This window comes from Bacillus sp. HMF5848 (assembly GCF_003944835.1).
Taxonomy (GTDB): Bacteria; Bacillota; Bacilli; order Bacillales; family HMF5848; genus HMF5848.
In genome coordinates, this window is record NZ_RWIV01000001.1 from 3,524,732 (window position 1) to 3,541,498 (window position 16,767).

General features: G+C 36.3%; 21 protein-coding genes. 6 read left to right on the plus strand and 15 right to left on the minus strand.

Features of this window, described 5'->3' with window-relative positions; all coding sequences use genetic code 11:
- Positions 1–72 precede the first annotated feature (72 nt).
- Positions 73–474: a hypothetical protein gene (locus EJF36_RS16925; protein ID WP_125907424.1), complete on the plus strand. Its 402-nt coding sequence runs from the start codon at positions 73–75 to the stop codon at positions 472–474.
- Between the two features lie 292 nt (positions 475–766).
- Positions 767–982 carry a DUF2535 family protein gene (locus EJF36_RS16930; RefSeq protein WP_125907425.1) on the plus strand — a complete coding sequence of 72 codons (216 nt, stop codon included), beginning with the start codon at positions 767–769 and terminating at the stop codon, positions 980–982.
- A gap of 8 nt (positions 983–990) precedes the next feature.
- Here EJF36_RS16930 and EJF36_RS21615 read toward each other — a convergent pair whose 3' ends face one another.
- The 4 genes from EJF36_RS21615 to EJF36_RS16950 all read right to left on the minus strand — a co-directional run bounded on the left by EJF36_RS21615 (position 991) and on the right by EJF36_RS16950 (position 4,558).
- Entirely contained in the window at positions 991–1,131 is a 141-nt protein-coding gene (locus EJF36_RS21615) for a hypothetical protein (protein ID WP_185807041.1), read from the minus strand.
- 374 nt (positions 1,132–1,505) lie between these two features.
- Positions 1,506–2,036 carry a DUF420 domain-containing protein gene (locus EJF36_RS16935; RefSeq protein WP_125907426.1) on the minus strand — a complete coding sequence of 177 codons (531 nt, stop codon included), beginning with the start codon at positions 2,034–2,036 and terminating at the stop codon, positions 1,506–1,508.
- A gap of 78 nt (positions 2,037–2,114) precedes the next feature.
- Positions 2,115–3,470: an MATE family efflux transporter gene (locus EJF36_RS16940; RefSeq protein ID WP_125908432.1), complete on the minus strand. Its 1,356-nt coding sequence runs from the start codon at positions 3,468–3,470 to the stop codon at positions 2,115–2,117.
- A gap of 917 nt (positions 3,471–4,387) precedes the next feature.
- Entirely contained in the window at positions 4,388–4,558 is a 171-nt protein-coding gene (locus EJF36_RS16950; RefSeq protein ID WP_125907428.1) for a DUF2187 family protein, read from the minus strand.
- 116 nt (positions 4,559–4,674) lie between these two features.
- Between EJF36_RS16950 and EJF36_RS16955 the strand changes: the two genes are divergently transcribed.
- Complete coding sequence (locus EJF36_RS16955; RefSeq protein ID WP_125907429.1) at positions 4,675–5,277, plus strand: biotin transporter BioY; 603 nt, start codon at positions 4,675–4,677, stop codon at positions 5,275–5,277.
- Positions 5,278–5,400: 123 nt separating this feature from the next.
- Here EJF36_RS16955 and EJF36_RS16960 read toward each other — a convergent pair whose 3' ends face one another.
- Complete coding sequence (locus EJF36_RS16960; protein ID WP_125907430.1) at positions 5,401–6,906, minus strand: leucyl aminopeptidase; 1,506 nt, start codon at positions 6,904–6,906, stop codon at positions 5,401–5,403.
- Between the two features lie 72 nt (positions 6,907–6,978).
- Positions 6,979–7,362: a DUF309 domain-containing protein gene (locus tag EJF36_RS16965; RefSeq protein ID WP_125907431.1), complete on the minus strand. Its 384-nt coding sequence runs from the start codon at positions 7,360–7,362 to the stop codon at positions 6,979–6,981.
- 152 nt (positions 7,363–7,514) lie between these two features.
- Here EJF36_RS16965 and EJF36_RS16970 point away from each other — a divergent pair, with 152 nt between their 5' ends.
- Positions 7,515–7,994 (plus strand): divergent PAP2 family protein, encoded by a 480-nt coding sequence (locus EJF36_RS16970; protein WP_125907432.1) that lies wholly within the window; start codon positions 7,515–7,517, stop codon positions 7,992–7,994.
- Between the two features lie 57 nt (positions 7,995–8,051).
- Here EJF36_RS16970 and EJF36_RS16975 read toward each other — a convergent pair whose 3' ends face one another.
- The 5 genes from EJF36_RS16975 to EJF36_RS16990 all read right to left on the minus strand — a co-directional run bounded on the left by EJF36_RS16975 (position 8,052) and on the right by EJF36_RS16990 (position 11,824).
- On the minus strand, positions 8,052–8,774 hold the full coding sequence (locus EJF36_RS16975) for a 3D domain-containing protein (RefSeq protein WP_125907433.1): 723 nt from the start codon (positions 8,772–8,774) through the stop codon (positions 8,052–8,054).
- A 207-nt stretch (positions 8,775–8,981) separates the two neighbouring features.
- Positions 8,982–9,359, minus strand: coding sequence for a YuiB family protein (locus tag EJF36_RS16980; protein ID WP_125907434.1), 378 nt, complete (start codon positions 9,357–9,359; stop codon positions 8,982–8,984).
- A 389-nt stretch (positions 9,360–9,748) separates the two neighbouring features.
- On the minus strand, positions 9,749–9,904 hold the full coding sequence (locus EJF36_RS21620; RefSeq protein WP_185806946.1) for a YuiA family protein: 156 nt from the start codon (positions 9,902–9,904) through the stop codon (positions 9,749–9,751).
- Between the two features lie 146 nt (positions 9,905–10,050).
- The gene (locus EJF36_RS16985; RefSeq protein WP_125907435.1) at positions 10,051–10,536 is read right to left on the minus strand and encodes an NUDIX hydrolase; all 486 of its coding nucleotides are present in this window, start codon (positions 10,534–10,536) and stop codon (positions 10,051–10,053) included.
- A gap of 73 nt (positions 10,537–10,609) precedes the next feature.
- Positions 10,610–11,824, minus strand: a complete 1,215-nt coding sequence (locus EJF36_RS16990) for an NAD(P)/FAD-dependent oxidoreductase (protein ID WP_125907436.1) — start codon at positions 11,822–11,824, stop codon at positions 10,610–10,612.
- Positions 11,825–12,280: 456 nt separating this feature from the next.
- Between EJF36_RS16990 and EJF36_RS16995 the strand changes: the two genes are divergently transcribed.
- Positions 12,281–13,273: an NAD(P)/FAD-dependent oxidoreductase gene (locus EJF36_RS16995; RefSeq protein ID WP_125907437.1), complete on the plus strand. Its 993-nt coding sequence runs from the start codon at positions 12,281–12,283 to the stop codon at positions 13,271–13,273.
- A gap of 154 nt (positions 13,274–13,427) precedes the next feature.
- Here EJF36_RS16995 and EJF36_RS17000 read toward each other — a convergent pair whose 3' ends face one another.
- Complete coding sequence (locus tag EJF36_RS17000) at positions 13,428–13,790, minus strand: HesB/IscA family protein (RefSeq protein WP_125907438.1); 363 nt, start codon at positions 13,788–13,790, stop codon at positions 13,428–13,430.
- A gap of 79 nt (positions 13,791–13,869) precedes the next feature.
- Positions 13,870–14,727 carry a diaminopimelate epimerase gene (dapF, locus tag EJF36_RS17005; protein WP_125907439.1) on the minus strand — a complete coding sequence of 286 codons (858 nt, stop codon included), beginning with the start codon at positions 14,725–14,727 and terminating at the stop codon, positions 13,870–13,872.
- Between the two features lie 388 nt (positions 14,728–15,115).
- On the opposite strand from dapF, the gene EJF36_RS17010 reads away from it, so the two are divergent.
- Positions 15,116–15,808, plus strand: a complete 693-nt coding sequence (locus EJF36_RS17010) for a DUF2225 domain-containing protein (RefSeq protein ID WP_125907440.1) — start codon at positions 15,116–15,118, stop codon at positions 15,806–15,808.
- A 329-nt stretch (positions 15,809–16,137) separates the two neighbouring features.
- Here the strand turns inward: EJF36_RS17010 and EJF36_RS17015 are convergent, their stop codons facing one another.
- The gene (locus EJF36_RS17015) at positions 16,138–16,377 is read right to left on the minus strand and encodes a YuzB family protein (RefSeq protein WP_125907441.1); all 240 of its coding nucleotides are present in this window, start codon (positions 16,375–16,377) and stop codon (positions 16,138–16,140) included.
- 60 nt (positions 16,378–16,437) lie between these two features.
- Entirely contained in the window at positions 16,438–16,764 is a 327-nt protein-coding gene (locus tag EJF36_RS17020; protein WP_125907442.1) for a YuzD family protein, read from the minus strand.
- Between the last annotated feature and the right edge of the window lie 3 nt (positions 16,765–16,767).

Below are 16,767 nucleotides of genomic sequence, written 5' to 3' on the forward strand. Positions count from 1 at the left end.
TCAAATATTTTGACACCCAATCAAGTTCTCATGACATATATTGAGTATGTATAAAGGAAGGAGGCTTACTTAATGAAACATTTGTATCCGATGGGTTATCATACTAGTCCATACTGGCAACCTACACCTATCATATATAATTGGTCATATCCCCCCCAATTCCGTGCGTATAGTTATCCCGAAGTGAATCCAGATCTCTTTAATCAGTCAGCTATCGCTATGCAAAAACTAATGAAAGAAGCAAGTCTTGTGTTAAAGAAAATTGCTGATTCAAAGCAGTTTGCAATGAAATTAATGTCTGCCGCGCAAGAATCAAATTTAGCTCAAGTCGATGAGCTTATAAAATCGACAGGTATATCATCCAAAGTTGACACTTCGTATACGCCCGATGGAATTAAGTTAAAACTTTCCTCCAAAGCGGGAGATACTGATTGTTGTCACCTTACTATCTCAATGCGCTGGAGACAAAGCTAAATGGTAAAAGTGAAGGGAAATTAATCGTATAGTTCTAGTAAAGAGAATAATGCACCGTCAAAAATACAGCTTTAGAAAGTTATTACCAAATATCTGGTGCATAAACTACCAATGATACCGGCAGCTAATTAAAAACAAGGCTATTAACTAAGTTAGTAGCCTTGTTATGTTTAAAAATTTTTAATTTTTTTATGAAAACCATTACAATATTTACGAAATCTTAACATAAGTATATAATTGAATAGAACTAATAATGTTCACTTTAAAAACACAATAGAAAAGGAACAGTGCTATGTATACTACCGTAACATTTCAACATAAAAATGGTAACTCTATTATTATAAACGAGGTACCTATTTATAATGAAGATAATGTTAAAAATTATGAAATAAGTGTTTATTTACAGCTATTGATGGATCGCATTGATGCAGATGTGTACCCTAATAAACAATACTCGTTTATAGATTTCTTAGATGGTTTACCTTACCATACTGTTACGGGCTCATAAAGCCCTCTCTATTTATTATGTTGTTTTTTACCGGTATTTTTTGAAAATCTTAAATCATAACCAATTGAATCATCACTAATATGAATGCTATCCTCTTTCGCTCCTTTAAGACTCGCTATTTCAATATCTTTGTTTTTAGTCGGTTTCAATTCTCTTCACACCTTTCCTATCACCTATTATTTACCCTATTTAAACTTTTTATTAGCGTGAATAAAGCTGATTTTTACACACATTATTTCAAGTTTTCCGCGACCTTGTGTGAATTGCTGTTGTATACAAATACTACAGTCTATTCTAGAAAGGCACTGTTTTATAGAGCAAACTTTTCGACTTATCGACTTATCATAAAGCAGAAGAGCGAAGTATCACTGGTTGCAAAAGTAACATTTTTCAAATTATGTTTTTTCCAAGCCTTCAAGGTAACTTATCCACGGAAGAGTTCATCGACCTTTGGATCTAAACCGAAATCTAATTGCAGTACTTTCTTACATAAAAAAAAACAGCTATAAATCAGCTGTTTTTTTTAATAATATGGTGAAATTAATATATACACAAGTACTCCTGTTAAGCTCACGTATAACCAAATTGGCATTGTCCATCTTGCTATTTTTCTATGCTTGTCAATTTTATTAGCAATCCCTCTAAAGAATGTTGTTAACGCCAATGGAACTATAGCTATTGAAAGAAGAATATGCGAAATTAAAATAAAGTAATATATATAACGTAATGGACCTTCTCCACCATACGGTGTTGATTCTGACATCGCATGATACGTTACATATGACAATAAAAAGAGACCTGTTGTTGTAAAAGCAGCGTAAATAAAACGACGATGCAGCTTAATATTTTTTTGTTTAATTGTAATTAAAGCTGCTACTAAAAAAGTAAAAGTAAAACTATTTAATACTGCATTAAACAACGGAAATATTGTGATGTCAAAATGTGTGAAGATTTCAATCTTCGGCATAAAGAACAAAAGAGCTACTAACGCATTAATAACAATGGTTAGCGTAACAATAATAGGTGTATAATTACGGGATGAATGTTGGTCCATAACTGAGTCTCCTTGCGTAAATTATTTCACTCCTATTATCTATGGAACGCATAGTAAATTGCAACTTTAAAGTTTTTCCTAAGATGCGTGCTCTGATGTTTTAGTGAAGCTGTATTTTTGCCATACACGTGAACGCCAGCGAAAATACATAATAATACCACGAAGCCATTCATCAACAATGAGTGCAATCCATACCCCCACTAAACCAAGGCCAAACGTAACCCCCAACACATATGAAATGGTCACACTAACGCCCCACATAGATAAAACTCCGATATATACAGGAAAACGTACATCACCTGCTGCTCTTAGAGCATTTATGATAATTAAATTAAAAGCGCGTCCTGGCTCTAATAGGATAGTTAACCATATTAATGTTACCCCTACTGTTATAATATCAGGGCTTGTCGTGAAAATTTGTAATAATTGCTTAGATACGAGTGAGAAAATGAATGCTAGCAAAATGGCTACTACTATCGTTAGACGAAGGCTTTTAAGACACCTATTATATGCTTCTTCATATTTCTTCGCACCTACCATATGCCCAATCAAAATCTGTGTTCCTTGTGCCACTGCAACGGTAAATAAAAAAATGAACATCATAATATTTTGTGTATACACTTTTGTTGTGATCGCTTCCGTACCCATCATTGCGATAAAATACATAATGACCATCTGTGAAACATTATATGATAAATGTTCTCCAGCAGATGGAATACCGATTTTCAACAAATCCTTCACGTGCTGAATAGGCAAGTTAAAAACTCTCATGAAAGGGAGTGGATGCTCTATACGCTTAAACATAATAATCATAATAATAATGAAGCCAATCAACCTACTTGCTGCCGTTGAGATCGCAACACCTGTTACTCCTAGCACAGGAATACCGAACGGGCCAAAAATAAACATGAAATTTCCTATAACATTCAGTACATTCATACCGATAGTTACATACATAGTGTCTTTAGTGTAACCATAACTACGTATTATAGCACCCGCTGTCATAAATAACGCCTGAATAAAAGAAAGACTTCCTACAATTAAAATATAAGACTTTGCTTCCGGAATGATCTCAGTAGGCAAATCCATCCATACTAAAAACTTTTGTCCCATAAAAAATAAAATGACACTCAATGCCATCCCAAATAGAAAATTAGTCACTAAAGCTACGACAGCCACTTCAGCAGCAGAGGCATCCTGCTTCGCACCTAATTTCTGTGCAATAATAATAGCTGAGCCTGTTGCAACAAACCCAAACATAACAATTATGACATATAAAATTTGATTAGTTGCCCCTACTGCCGCAACAGAATTATCCGAATACTGACTTAACATTAAAGTATCAGCGTTCCCCATTAACATATGAAGAAACACTTCGATAAAGATTGGCCATGTTAAAGAAAATAACGTTAACTTTTTGGTCGTATTGTCCATTTTATTCATGAAGAACAAGTCCTCTCAAAGTAAATTACAAATGTTAACATTATCACAACAGGTTCGTATTGAAAAGATTAAAACACTATAAACTTATTGATCATTTTGTGTCATGAAATAGGAAAAGCGCGCGCAAGCGCATTGCTCAGCCCTACGAGCTTAAGACGTCCCCCGCAGGACGGGTCTTCCCTCCGGAGGAGGACGGCTTAAGACCTCATATCATGCTTTTCACAACATACTCAAGGAAGATTATTCATAGATGAAAAACTGGCTAGGCGCTGGATCTAGACACTAATCTCGCTTAAATAACTTATACTTTTTTTAACGTTTATAATACAGGACGTCTTGGCCGCAGAAACAAGACCTGAAAAGTGTAAAAAAATGAAGTTCACTTTAACTTCGTCTCAAAACTTAAGCATCTATTCTCTTAAGTATATTGCTCTTCAACCTTCATAGGCTGTGAAATTTATGGATATGAGTGAGTTCACTTACAGATATTCTTTCCCCATAAGTTAGATAACTTAACTGCAAAACAATTATTACACTTTTTTTCTCTTTATTTCTTTGGCTCTATCCTGAAATAACTGTGGATAACTTTTATTTCATTGATATATGTGCCAATTTATTTGCATGGGATGTCTGTTAAAGGTGAGTGTTGATTGTTGAATATTGTTGATAGCAGCGAAATGCGCGAGACTCCTCGAAAATGCTATCGCATTTTCTTCGTGCGATGTAGGCCAAAAGAAGCCTATTCAACGTCCTGCGGGATGTAGTGGCAGGCGTGAGACCCCGCATGCGCATGCGCAGAGTAGGCTCACGGCCACCCCGCGGAAAGCGAGCGCAATGTAGCGAAAATCAACAACAAAGTTTAACAGAGCTTTTTCTTTAAAAACAAAACTCCACAACAAGTCGTGGAGTTATTCACTAATATAATTTTTATGATTAACAACAGTTCGAATCGGTACACCTTTTTCATTTGTTCCAAATTCAACAATAACTGAGTTTTCTCTTACAGTCACTACTTGTCCACGCTTTCCTTTTTTTTCCCCTACTTTAACCTTAATCATATCTCCAACTTGAGCAGACATTGAATTCCTCCTTACAAAATCTTTTTGTTAACCTAAATGAAAAGTCAGTTGACATTAATTGATTAAAAGCTGTAATATTTATTTAACAGAATATTTAAAAATGGAGGTTTATGATCATGAAACTACGAGCACTTGACATGACACTTGCCGGTATGTTTGCTGCATTGATGGCGATAGGCGCTAATATCACATCCTGGATTCCATTCTTATCAATCGGTGGCGTACCATTAACAATGCAAACCTTTTTCTGCATTTTAGCAGGCGCATTATTAGGAAGTCGCTTGGCAGCTGTATCTATGACTGTGTATTTGTTAATTGGACTAGCTGGAGTTCCTGTTTTTGCAGGATTCAGCTCCGGGTTTGATACTATTATCTCCCCAACCTTCGGATTTATTGTATCTTTTATTTTTGCAGCCTTTTTCACAGGTCTTATTATTGAGCGTGTAAAACAGCCATCATTACTCACTTTTATCATAGCTACGCTAGTAGGATTAGCTCTAAATTATGTAATTGGTACTAACTGGATGTACTTTGCCTATCAGCTATGGGCGCCACTTCCAAAAGGTGTCGAGCTTGTATCCTATACAGTAGCATGGTCATGGATGACACTTTTCCTAGCTAAAGACCTTGCATTTACTATATTTGCAGCAGTTATTGCTCCCCGCATATATAAGGCATTACAAAAATCTAATATGCTGACAAAAACGACAGCCGCTTGAACCTCTCCAACTAAATCAAGGATTTTAAAGGGGAATTTTCGCTAGCCTCTGTTAAATTATGTGTATCTGGATAAATAAAAGTAATAAGAAAAACAGGATTGATAATTCAATCCTGTTTTCTTATTACTCGTTATTCCCAAATCTTTCAGCCAGTGTTACTAATGTACGAACAATAGCACCTGTCCCCCCAGAAGGTCCTAGAGGATATTCAGACTTAGTTGTTGCCGTTCCTGCAATATCCAAGTGAACCCAAGGTGTCTCTTCTGCAAATTCGCCTAGAAATGTACCTGCAAATATTGCATGTCCATCACGACCAGGTGAGTTGTTTAAATCAGCTACCTTGCTCTTGCGAACTCGGTCTTTGAACTTATCATTTATAGGTAGACGCCAAATATCTTCACCAGCTTCTAGTGATGCTTCAAGTACTTCCTCATACCAGGCTTCATTATTTGTCATAGCACCGGTAATGTCGTTACCTAACGCCACAATAACCCCCCCAGTGAGAGTCGCTACATCTACTATGTAGTTTGCACCATGCTGCTTTGCATAAGTAATACCATCAGCTAATACAAGACGACCTTCTGCATCAGTATTCAGGATTTCTACCGTTTTTCCATTCAACATTGTAATTACGTCATCAGGTTTGAACGCATTCCCACTAACCATATTATCTGTTGATGGAATAATGGCAATAATGTTTTGCTCTGGTTTTAATTCAGCAATTGCTTCCATCGCTCCTAGTACAGTTGCTGCTCCCCCCATATCCGTTTTCATGTCTACCATGCCTTCACGAGGCTTTAGAGAATAACCGCCTGTATCAAAGGTAATGCCTTTACCTACAAATGCAATAACATCGTCCCATGTTTCTTTTCCTTGGTATTTTAAAACAATGAGCTTTGGCGGTTCAACAGAGCCTTGGTTTACAGCTAATATGCCGCCCATACCTAGCCTTTGCATGTCCTCTTTCTCCAAAATTTCAAGCTCAAGTTCATATGTATCGGCAAGAGTTGTAGCATATTCTGCTAAATCTGTAGCCGTTAACATATTACCAGGTAAGTTAATCAGTGTACGTGCCGAATTTGTTGCTTTTCCATACACATAGCCTACCTCAAGAGCTGATTTTAGCTCCTCGTGATCACACTCTGCCGCAATTATCTCAATAGATTCTAAAGAAAAATCAGGTACATTGGCTTTTCTTTTGTAACCTTCAAACTCATAGGTTGCCGTCGGGATTGCTTCTCCAAGAGCATGAGCAATATCGTTCCATTCTAGGTTATCTTGACTAAAAGTACTTAAATCAATCGCAATGTTTGTACGCTTTTCTGCTTTTAGTGTCTTAAATAAACTACCAAATGCCTCTCGAACAGATGTAAAGCTTACTTTCTCCTGTTTGCCAAGCCCTACAAAGTATAAACGTTTGATATGAGTATGCCCTAACGTATGTATTTTAGTAATCTTATTCTTTTTAGTAGACACATCTCCATCCTTTAACAGCGCTTCAATTTGTCCATTAAGCATATCATTTAAAGATAGAAGTGTACCTTGTAAAGGTTTTGTTGTGTCAAAAACAGCGATAGCAATAGCATCATATTGTTTATCAGCTTGCAAATTTGCCTCAATATTAAACATTCAATCACCTCCATATGTGATAGTTTCATTATAAAGAAAACTAACAAATTGGCAAGCAAGACGCAAGCGCTACTACAAATCGTCTTTCATATATAAAATCAATTCAGGTAACACAGGTAAGTTGTTAATTTCTTTATGTGAAACATTATTAAGATCGTGTGGTATAATAGAAAGACATTCTTTTATAAATAATCTTACGTGAATGACATCAACCCCCCAATGAAAGGGCTCGTATTCTTCTAAATAGTCGTACGCTGTCTCTAACATTGATCTTGTGCCTTTAATGTTTCCATAACTATAATGGTAAAGGGCGACTGTCATTTGTAAAAGACCTTTAATAAACAAATTACTTCGATCTGTTAACCAAATATCTTCTAGTAAATCGTGAGAGGTGTAATAATCTCCTTCATTAAATAAAACGAAGAATTGGTAGTATTCTAAAGGATAACTCTCCATTCCTTACTACCTCCTTAAAATAAAGGGTGTGAGAAAAGTATAGCAAACATTTAGAAGCATGGTGCTATTCTAAGTGTTTTTATAAATATGACTTATTCTCACTTTTATGTAATAAAAAATGATTTTGTAAGAAAGGACGTTATACGTAAGTTATGAGCATGTTTTCTAATTTCCCTTTATGGGCGGCACTCGCATCAATATTTTTCGCGCAATTTATAAAAGTACCCATACAGTTTTTTGCAACAAGAAAAATTGATTGGTCCTTATTAACTAGCACTGGTGGCATGCCTAGTTCACATTCTGCAGCTGTAACAGCCGTTACGACCGGAATAGCCCTTCAAGAGGGATTGGACTCATCAATATTTGCTGTTTCAACTGTTTTTGCCATAATTGTTATGTTTGACGCAACCGGTGTTAGACGTCATGCAGGTGAGCAAGCAACGGTATTAAATAAACTTGTCGATGATTTTAATTATTTTTTAGAAGAAGCAAAAATGTGGCCTAAAAAACCGGAACAAGAAAAACGTAAAGAGTTAAAAGAGTTACTTGGTCATCAGCCTATCGAGGTGTTCTTTGGAGGATTACAAGGTATACTTTTAACGTTACTTTTACACTATTTATATATGTTGTAAAATAGGCTAAGAAATGATTATAGAAATAGCAAAAGGGCCCTTTTTGGGCCCTTTTCATTATCCATCTTTCGCTTCTAAATATTGTTGTCTAAACACTTGCATTGTTTCATTTTCATTTAGTAACATCAAGTCATGTTCAGTTAATTTGCCAGCACCTTTTTTAACAACGTATACATCAACATCCTTTTTCCCCCATTGCCTGTACACATCCTTAACAGTTTCAAAATACAAATCCACTTTGTTTCCCTTAATGGCTCCTCCTTTATCCGCTACAACTCCATATCCATAACCAGGAATAAATAAGATTGTGCCAATAGGAAAAACACGTAAGTCTGCCGCAATAGTTGAGTATAAGTCCCTGCGCACCTTGACACCGGAATATGTTATACCATATTGTGGATGCCCTGGATGCTTTCCTGTGGATTCGTAGCCAGCAGTGTAGCCAGTAGCTGTCACACTGTATTTAGGATATCTCGTCCAGTCTATAGCATCTTCCAATTTTAACGATGCTGTTTCAACCTCAGAGGAAATCAGTGTTGCCTCACGACTTACTTTTTGGAAACCTTTGAATGAAAAAAACCTTGTTCGTTTTGGTTTATGCTCGTTCACAAAAAAACTTGGTCCTAATGCGTGAAAAGGTTCAATTGTATTTATCTCACGAAGCCATTCTCCTAAAGTTTTTGCTTCCACATTTGAAAAAGAACCGAATGTTGTGAATAAAGCGGCACAAACCAAAAGCGACATAACGAGCCTTCTAGCAACATTTGTTACTATTCTCATAATTTGTTAAACACTCCTCTCACGAATCTATTTCTTTCCAAAAAGACAAAGAAATATACATGAGAGTGAAAAAAGGATTATGGTAACTCGCAATGACTTATTTGTTTCTTTTTGTAAAATGCTCATCACAATGATGAAATTCCCACCTAACAACGTAAAAAAGAGACCAACATAAGTGCGCTATACACACTCACGTAGCCTCTAGTTCTAAAACATTTGGTAACCTTTTGCTCGTAAAGATTTAATTGTTATACCAGCCATAATCGCTCCAATAAATCCACTTAGCAAAATAATTATATCTGCAGGTGCTAACGACGTAATACTTATCATGATTGTAGAGAAAGCTGCTTCAGGTGATCTTACATACTCTATCATTTTTGTCTTATTCACAATTAAAATGAAAATTACAGGGTATATAAAAGCCATCACCCAAGTCATACGTAAAACCATATTTAGTAAAAAACCTATCCCGTAAAAAAGAACAAAAAATAACACAATCGATATAATAAAAATTGGGATTTCCAAACAAGCCACCTCCAATACACACAAATAAAGTGTACTGAAAGTTTGAAAAACAGTCAACATATTAATAAGTAGTACTGCTAACGTAACAAAAGCTCAAGCGCCTTGCTCAACCCCGCCCAGCTTAAGAAGTCCCCCGTAGGAAGAGTCTTCCTCCAGAGGGGGACGGTTTAAGACCTAGAGCTGTGAAAAGCATCATATTTCATATCATGCTTTTCACAAGATACTCAAGGATGATTATTCATAGATGAAAAACTGGCTAGGCGCGAAGCTAGACAGTAATCTGTGTCATGTGAGACAAAAGAATTTCAAAGTCATCAGCGTTTCGTTGATGACTTATCGTTAGGAGATAGGGCGAAGTTCACTAGACGGGAAAAGACACCATTGATAAAATGATGCTTTTTATAAGTCATTCCAAGAGGTCTTACAATCGTCTCCTCATGCTTCGACTTTTACATAGGTCCTGTAGTCGCTGCATGTCTCTCTTTCTGTGTCCCAGTTCCTTCGCAACAAGAACATGTTTCTGATCCACCAAGTACTAGTTGAAAATATCCTTTTCCCTCACAATACGGACATCTTTCTGAATAGTTACGGTCACGGCTACACATATCGCTCTCCCCTTTTTGAAAATACTTAATTTTCTGATAATAATAACATGTTCTTAGTTATTTGAAAAGAAGAAAATATATACATGTAAGCGTAAACACTAACGATTTTCACGATAATACTCTTATTTTTATAAAATATCTAGTATTTACATAAATAATTTATATGCCGTGTATCCAAACTCTTTTCCTGGATCTAAATGTTCATGCACTGCTTTATTAGTCAAATTGTTCAACGTGAGCATATACTTAAGTAACTCTGATGTAGTTTCATCTGCTAGCAACTCTTCCTTGCTTAGAAACTTCGCCTCTGATAGTTCATTAACATCCACTTGTATAATTTCATGCTTCGGCTCAAGTGAAAATACAATCATATTATCACTAATTTCTTCTTGTATCACACCGGTACGCAAACCAATTAACCCTGTTACTACACAATCAATATTTGTCTCTTCCTTAACCTCTCGGCATACTGCTTCATCTGCTGTTTCTCCTTTATCAACAAAACCTGCCGGTAATGACCATTTTCCCTTTAGACCGCCGTATGTCTTTTTCACAACGAGCCATTCACCATTTAAATTTGTCACTAGACCAGCAACAGCTAACCACACTTGTCCTCTTTTTTGTTGTTTCATTCTTCATCACCATAAAATATTGTACTTTATCAAAAGAAAAAGTAGCAACTGTTACGTTGCTACCCTCTACTATTTATAGAAATTTAAATTTACCTTTTTTCAATACGAGAGTTGGTCCTCCCACCATAAACAAAGCACGATTATCAATAACCTTCTTCATAGCTGATGCTGGCATACCTTTTAATTTTCTACCAAATACAACACCGATAGCGTCATCTTCACCAAGAGAACAAACTGTTCCTTTAATATCAGGTGCAAACTCTTCCATTTGTCCTTGTTCACGTACTAAAACGGCAATGTTCTTTGCACATGTGATACCTTGCTGCATAGCAATTTGCGCTGTTGGTGGATATGGTCGATTAATTTCTTCATTAATAACAAGTGAACAGTCCCCGATAATGAATACATCCTTGAACCCAGGTGCTAAAAGTGTTTTCTCTACCTTTACGCGACCACGCATTGCTTCAAAGCCAGATTTCTCAACGATACTATTGCCTCGCACACCTGCTGCCCATACTACCGTGCCGGCTTTGATTTCCTCTACTTCATCCTCTTTAGATACAACGATACCCGTTTCAAAACATTCTTTAATCGCTGTGCCTAGTTTAAATTCAACACCCTTGCGTTGCAAGTGCTCAACAGCGTAGTCCACAAGCTCAGGATCGAATCCTGGTAATACAGTTGGCGCTGCTTCTACACATATTAAACGTACTTTCTCTTGCTCAACATCGTATTCACGGCATAGTTCTGGCATTCTAGTAGCAAGTTCTCCAAGAAACTCGATACCAGTGAACCCAGCGCCACCAACAACAATTGTTAAACGTTCTTCTCTTTTTTCAACCTCTGCTTTGTATGTTGCAAACTGATACTCTATATGCTCTTTAATTTGACGAGCTACATTTACGTTAGCGATTGTAAAGGCATGCTCTTTTAAACCTTTAATACCAAATGTTTCTGCTTCATATCCTAATCCAACAACAAGAATATCGTAGGAAAGTTCTCCATTTTCAAGAATTACCTTTTTATTGGAAGAATCAATACTAGTAACTGCATCTTTTACAAAATGGACTTTATTTTGGTCAATTACACTTGCTATACTATACCGAACACGATCATGATGCATTGTCCCTGCAGATGCTTCATGTAACCATGTTGATTCATAATGATATTCGTTTTTGTTAACTAATGTAATGTTTGCTTCATTTACACCTAATTGCTTTTGTAAGCGCGTCACTGTCATTAACCCTGCGTAACCGCCACCTAAGATTACTACATTTGGCTTTCTCACCGTCTCATTTCCACCTTTGCTTTTTGATTAGTTTTTTCCTAATGCGTTTAATTTATTTCTTTTCTATGAAATTCCCCTGAGATGAAGTATATTTTTCATTAGTACGTAAATAGTTTCACAATCAAATACAAATGGAATGCACTATGTGAAAGAAGTTCCTAATTCTGTATAAAACCTTAAATATAAACTCTATCTCAGTTTGTGAAATCATTCACTTACTCGTTCACAAAAAATTACCATATTTGTCATAGAAAATTAACATATTGTATACAATACATCTTATTCCTTTTCGATTTATTTTTCAACTAAAAAAGTCTTATTTTTATAAGTCGAAAAATTCATACAAAGTACCTACAAAAGCAACTATAAGTTATTGCAAATTTCACTTTATTGACATATTCATGTATAATGTACATGTCAAACAATCAGTTAAAATACTTTTTGGGGGAATGCGGAGTGAGCGAGGATAAAAAAATACATGACATTACCATTATTGGGGGAGGACCTGTTGGGTTATTCACTGCATTTTACGGTGGCATGAGACAGGCTTCTGTTAAAATAATTGAAAGCTTACCTCAACTTGGTGGTCAACTATCTGCACTTTATCCAGAGAAATACATATATGACGTAGCTGGGTTTCCTAAAGTTCGTGCACAAGAGTTAGTTGACAATTTAATAGATCAAATGAGCAAGTTCGACCAAACTATATGCCTTGAGCAAGCCGTGGAAAAGGTGGAAAAGATAGAAGAAAACCTTTTTAAATTAACAACAAATAAAGAAGAGCACCTTACCAGAACTGTTATTATTACAGCTGGGAACGGAGCGTTTCAACCACGACGTCTTGAGTTAGATACCGCTGTTAAATATGAAGGGAAAAATTTACATTACTTTGTAGATGACCTCAACAAGTTTGCAGGCCAACGCGTTGTTCTATTTGGTGGAGGAGATTCAGCAGTAGACTGGGCGCTTATGTTAGAGCCTATCGCTGAAAGTGTTACAATTGTGCACCGTCGCGATAAGTTTAGAGCGCATGAACACAGCGTGGAAAGTATGATAAATTCTAAAGTACAAGTAAAAACACCATACAACCCCGCCGAGCTTATCGGTGATGATGACAAAATTACACAAGTAGTTATCGAGCATGCTAAAGAAGGCACTCGTGAAACAATAGATGTCGACGCAGTCATTACAAACTTTGGCTTCGTATCGTCATTAGGTCCCATTAAAGATTGGGGCTTAGAGATTGAGAAAAATTCTATCGTTGTTAATTCAAAGATGGAAACAAACGTAAAGGGTATCTACGCTGCAGGTGACATTTGTACGTACGAAGGTAAAGTTAAGCTTATCGCTTGTGGCTTTGGTGAAGCACCAACAGCTGTAAATAACGCAAAAGCTCTTATTGATCCTAAAGCTCGTTTACAGCCAATGCATAGTTCTTCTATGTTCTAGAATTTTTTTAAAAATGAACCACAGAGTCGAGGTTTAGTACTCTTGCTCAAAATATATATAAAAGAGAGTTGACATGACAATACATGTACAACTCTCTTTTTGTGTATTAGGAGCTTAACTTAATACTCTCTAAGGCATACAATGCTATAAAAATTTAACAATCCCCAGGTGTACCCGCATTTGTTGCGGTACGGAACGAAGCACCACACCCACATGAAGCTATCGCATTTGGATTTTCGATAGTAAATCCGCCGCCCATCATGGACTGTTTGTAGTCAATTTCCACACCTTGAAGAATTGGAGCACTTTCTTTATCCACTACGACTGTTATACCATGTTGCTCAAACGTAATATCGTCATCACTCAATTCAACTTCAATGCCCATTCCATACGATAAGCCGCTACAGCCCCCACCTTTTACTGCGACGCGAAGCATTGGATTCTCTTCTCCACTTTCTTTAAGCATATCTTTTATTTGAAAGCCAGCTGCTTCAGAAATTTTAATTAAATCAGACATGTTTACGCCTCCCTTAACTCTTCTTATTATTAGTATAGTCAGTATATATGTTTCATGCAAAGCTTGTGATTATATTTACTTAATAATAATATGTTCCAGTACAAATTGTTTCGGCGGGTCCTGTCATCATTACATGCCCATCCTTTGTCCATGTAATGGTTAAATCGCCTCCCTCAAGGTGCACTACAACGGCTGAGTCGCGTTTAACTTTATTGTTTAATACAGAAGCAACTACAGCTGCACAAGCTCCGGTACCACATGCCTGTGTCACACCAGATCCTCTTTCCCATACTCGAAAATTGATCTCAGTATCATTCACAACTTGAATAAACTCTACATTAACGCCCTCTGGAAACCTAGCATCTTTCTCAATAATAGGACCCAATGTATACAAAGGGGCGTCATCAATATTATCTATAAAAAACACAGCATGAGGATTCCCCATGGATACAGCTGTCATACGTAGCTCGGTTTCTACGAACTTAACTGGTTCATCAATCATGCTTTTAGCATCGCTCCCAAGAAACGGTATGCTTTGTGGTTCTAAAGCTGGTTTTCCCATATCAACAGTGACTTCACTTACAGTTTTATTATCATTAAGATGAACTTCGGCTGATACAAGCCCTGACAACGTTTCTATGAAAAACGTTGTCTCATTCACTAAACCATTTTCATATGCATATTTTGCTACGCAACGTAAGCCGTTCCCGCAATTTCTTGCTTCTGACCCATCATTATTAAAAATTCGCATTTTTACAGGGGCGAGCTTCGATGGAGCTATTAATATTAAGCCATCCGATCCTATACCTGTATACATATTCGCTACTTTTATCGCTACTTCAGACAACATGTCTTCTGAAATATTTTCTTGAAACATATTTACGTATATATAGCTATTTCCCAAACCGTGCATTTTCGTAAATTTAAATTGATTCATGTAATCACCTATTACAAAATTTTTTATAAACAAAGTATACATGTTTCTTATACCGGCAACAATATAGTCATCCCCCGTTTTTCTTAATTACAAAAGCTTTTCCTAAAAAGTAGGAGAAGCTTTTGTTTTTTTTTTGAAGACTTTCTCCTTAGCAAAGTAACAGGAAATGTCTGCATCACACCTCACAGGTTCTAAAGTCCCGTTAGTAGATACGCTCATATTGTTCCTGTATACACGCTGTTTAAAGTGTTTTTTTGCAATTAACTCTATTATTCTCTATTTTTCCTTGAACATACTATTGAACTATGAGGTATAATAAATGTATGCTAATAGAACTATTAAAGCGCAAGCAACTAAAGACCTAACCAATTTAAGGGGGCACCTTACAATGCTAGAACCACTATACGACAAAGACATACAATGCCTAGCGTGTGAAAATACTTACCAAACTAAACGAATTCGGTCACGATTTATTAGAGCGTATAAACATGATACTGATTTTTGTTCGTATTATGAGCCTGACCATCTTAATCCACTTTTTTATTATGTGAGTGTTTGTCCAACCTGTGGCTTCTCTCAGTCTGATGAATTTGATGCTTACTTTCCACCTGGTGCACTTGAAATAATAAAAAAGGAAATTTCATCAAATTGGAATGTTCAGTATCAATATGGACAACAACGAAGCATTCATGAAGCCATCAATACATATAAATTAGCCATTTTGGCAGCCAGCTTAAAACAAGAAAAACACTTGACAAAAGCTGGACTTTACATGAGACTAGCATGGATTTACCGCACACTTGACCAAAAGGAAGATGAATTGAAGTTTTTAAAGATTTCTGTACTTGAATATGTCAATGCCTATAGCAAAGAGAACGTAGAAAAATCCGACATGTCAGAAATACGTGTTGTTTATTTGATTGGAGAAATATATCGGCGTTTACAAGATTATAAACAAGCCACTCAATATTTCTCAATGGCAATTGCTATGAAAGATGAAACACATGAAAAAAGGATTGTTGAATTAGCTCGTGAGCGTTGGTATGACATTCGGCAGGATCAACAAAAATCATATGCATAAAGTGAACTACTTAAGATGTGTGCTAAAAAAGAATGCATTCATCTGCTCGTTTTTTGGAGTAGGGAAAAAAGCGCAAAACACGCTTAACAACGATTAGCTCAAGATGCGCCCATCAGTGACAAAGCGTTGTCCTGTTGAGTTGTCGACACTAGACCTTGTAGACCGTTGGAAGACCTGACTACCAGCGGCGACTACCTTTTAATCAGGAGAAATTTGAGTTGTATTTTTCCCGCGGGCTGTTGGCATCGGATCAAGGCAATACTCTAAGTAAAAAATATCCGCTCTTTAATATTATTAAAAGAATGCGACACAACTCGTGTCGCATTCTTTTAGAACATTGGATTCTCGTCCAAGTATTTATATATGTTTTCAAGCAAATCTTCTGCATCTTTTCCCGTCACTGTATCACCATTCACTAAAGCGTAAGGTGACTGAGCACATTTTCCGCAATAACTTAAACACCCATACTCTACTACATCAACATTCGGATCTCTCTCAAGAACCTCCATTGCATGCTGCGAGCCATTGGCAAGATTACTAATACAAAATTCTACAATAGGATTTATCATAACTGTCACCTCAATAATGAATGCTATTACAAATAACAAATTTTTTCAACTACGATATAGTTATAGCGATTTATATCCGTACTTTTCCATTTCGGAACTAATTGTTTTTAGCTTAGGATTTCCCTCTCCTACTATTTTATCTTCAATAACAACGATAGGATAAAATAGCTCTTCATCAATAACACGCTTCGCAAACTCTTCTTGCTTTGATGTATCAGGTGGGTTAAATATATCAATATAATGTATTGTAAAAGGCTGATTAGAGAATTTTCTTGTTAATGCGGCTTGTAGCCATTCGTATGTTTCCTTTGAAGAAGGTAGATTTACACAACTAGGACATAAAACATCAGCCCCATACACATAAATGTCGAGCTCTTTATTAACCATAGG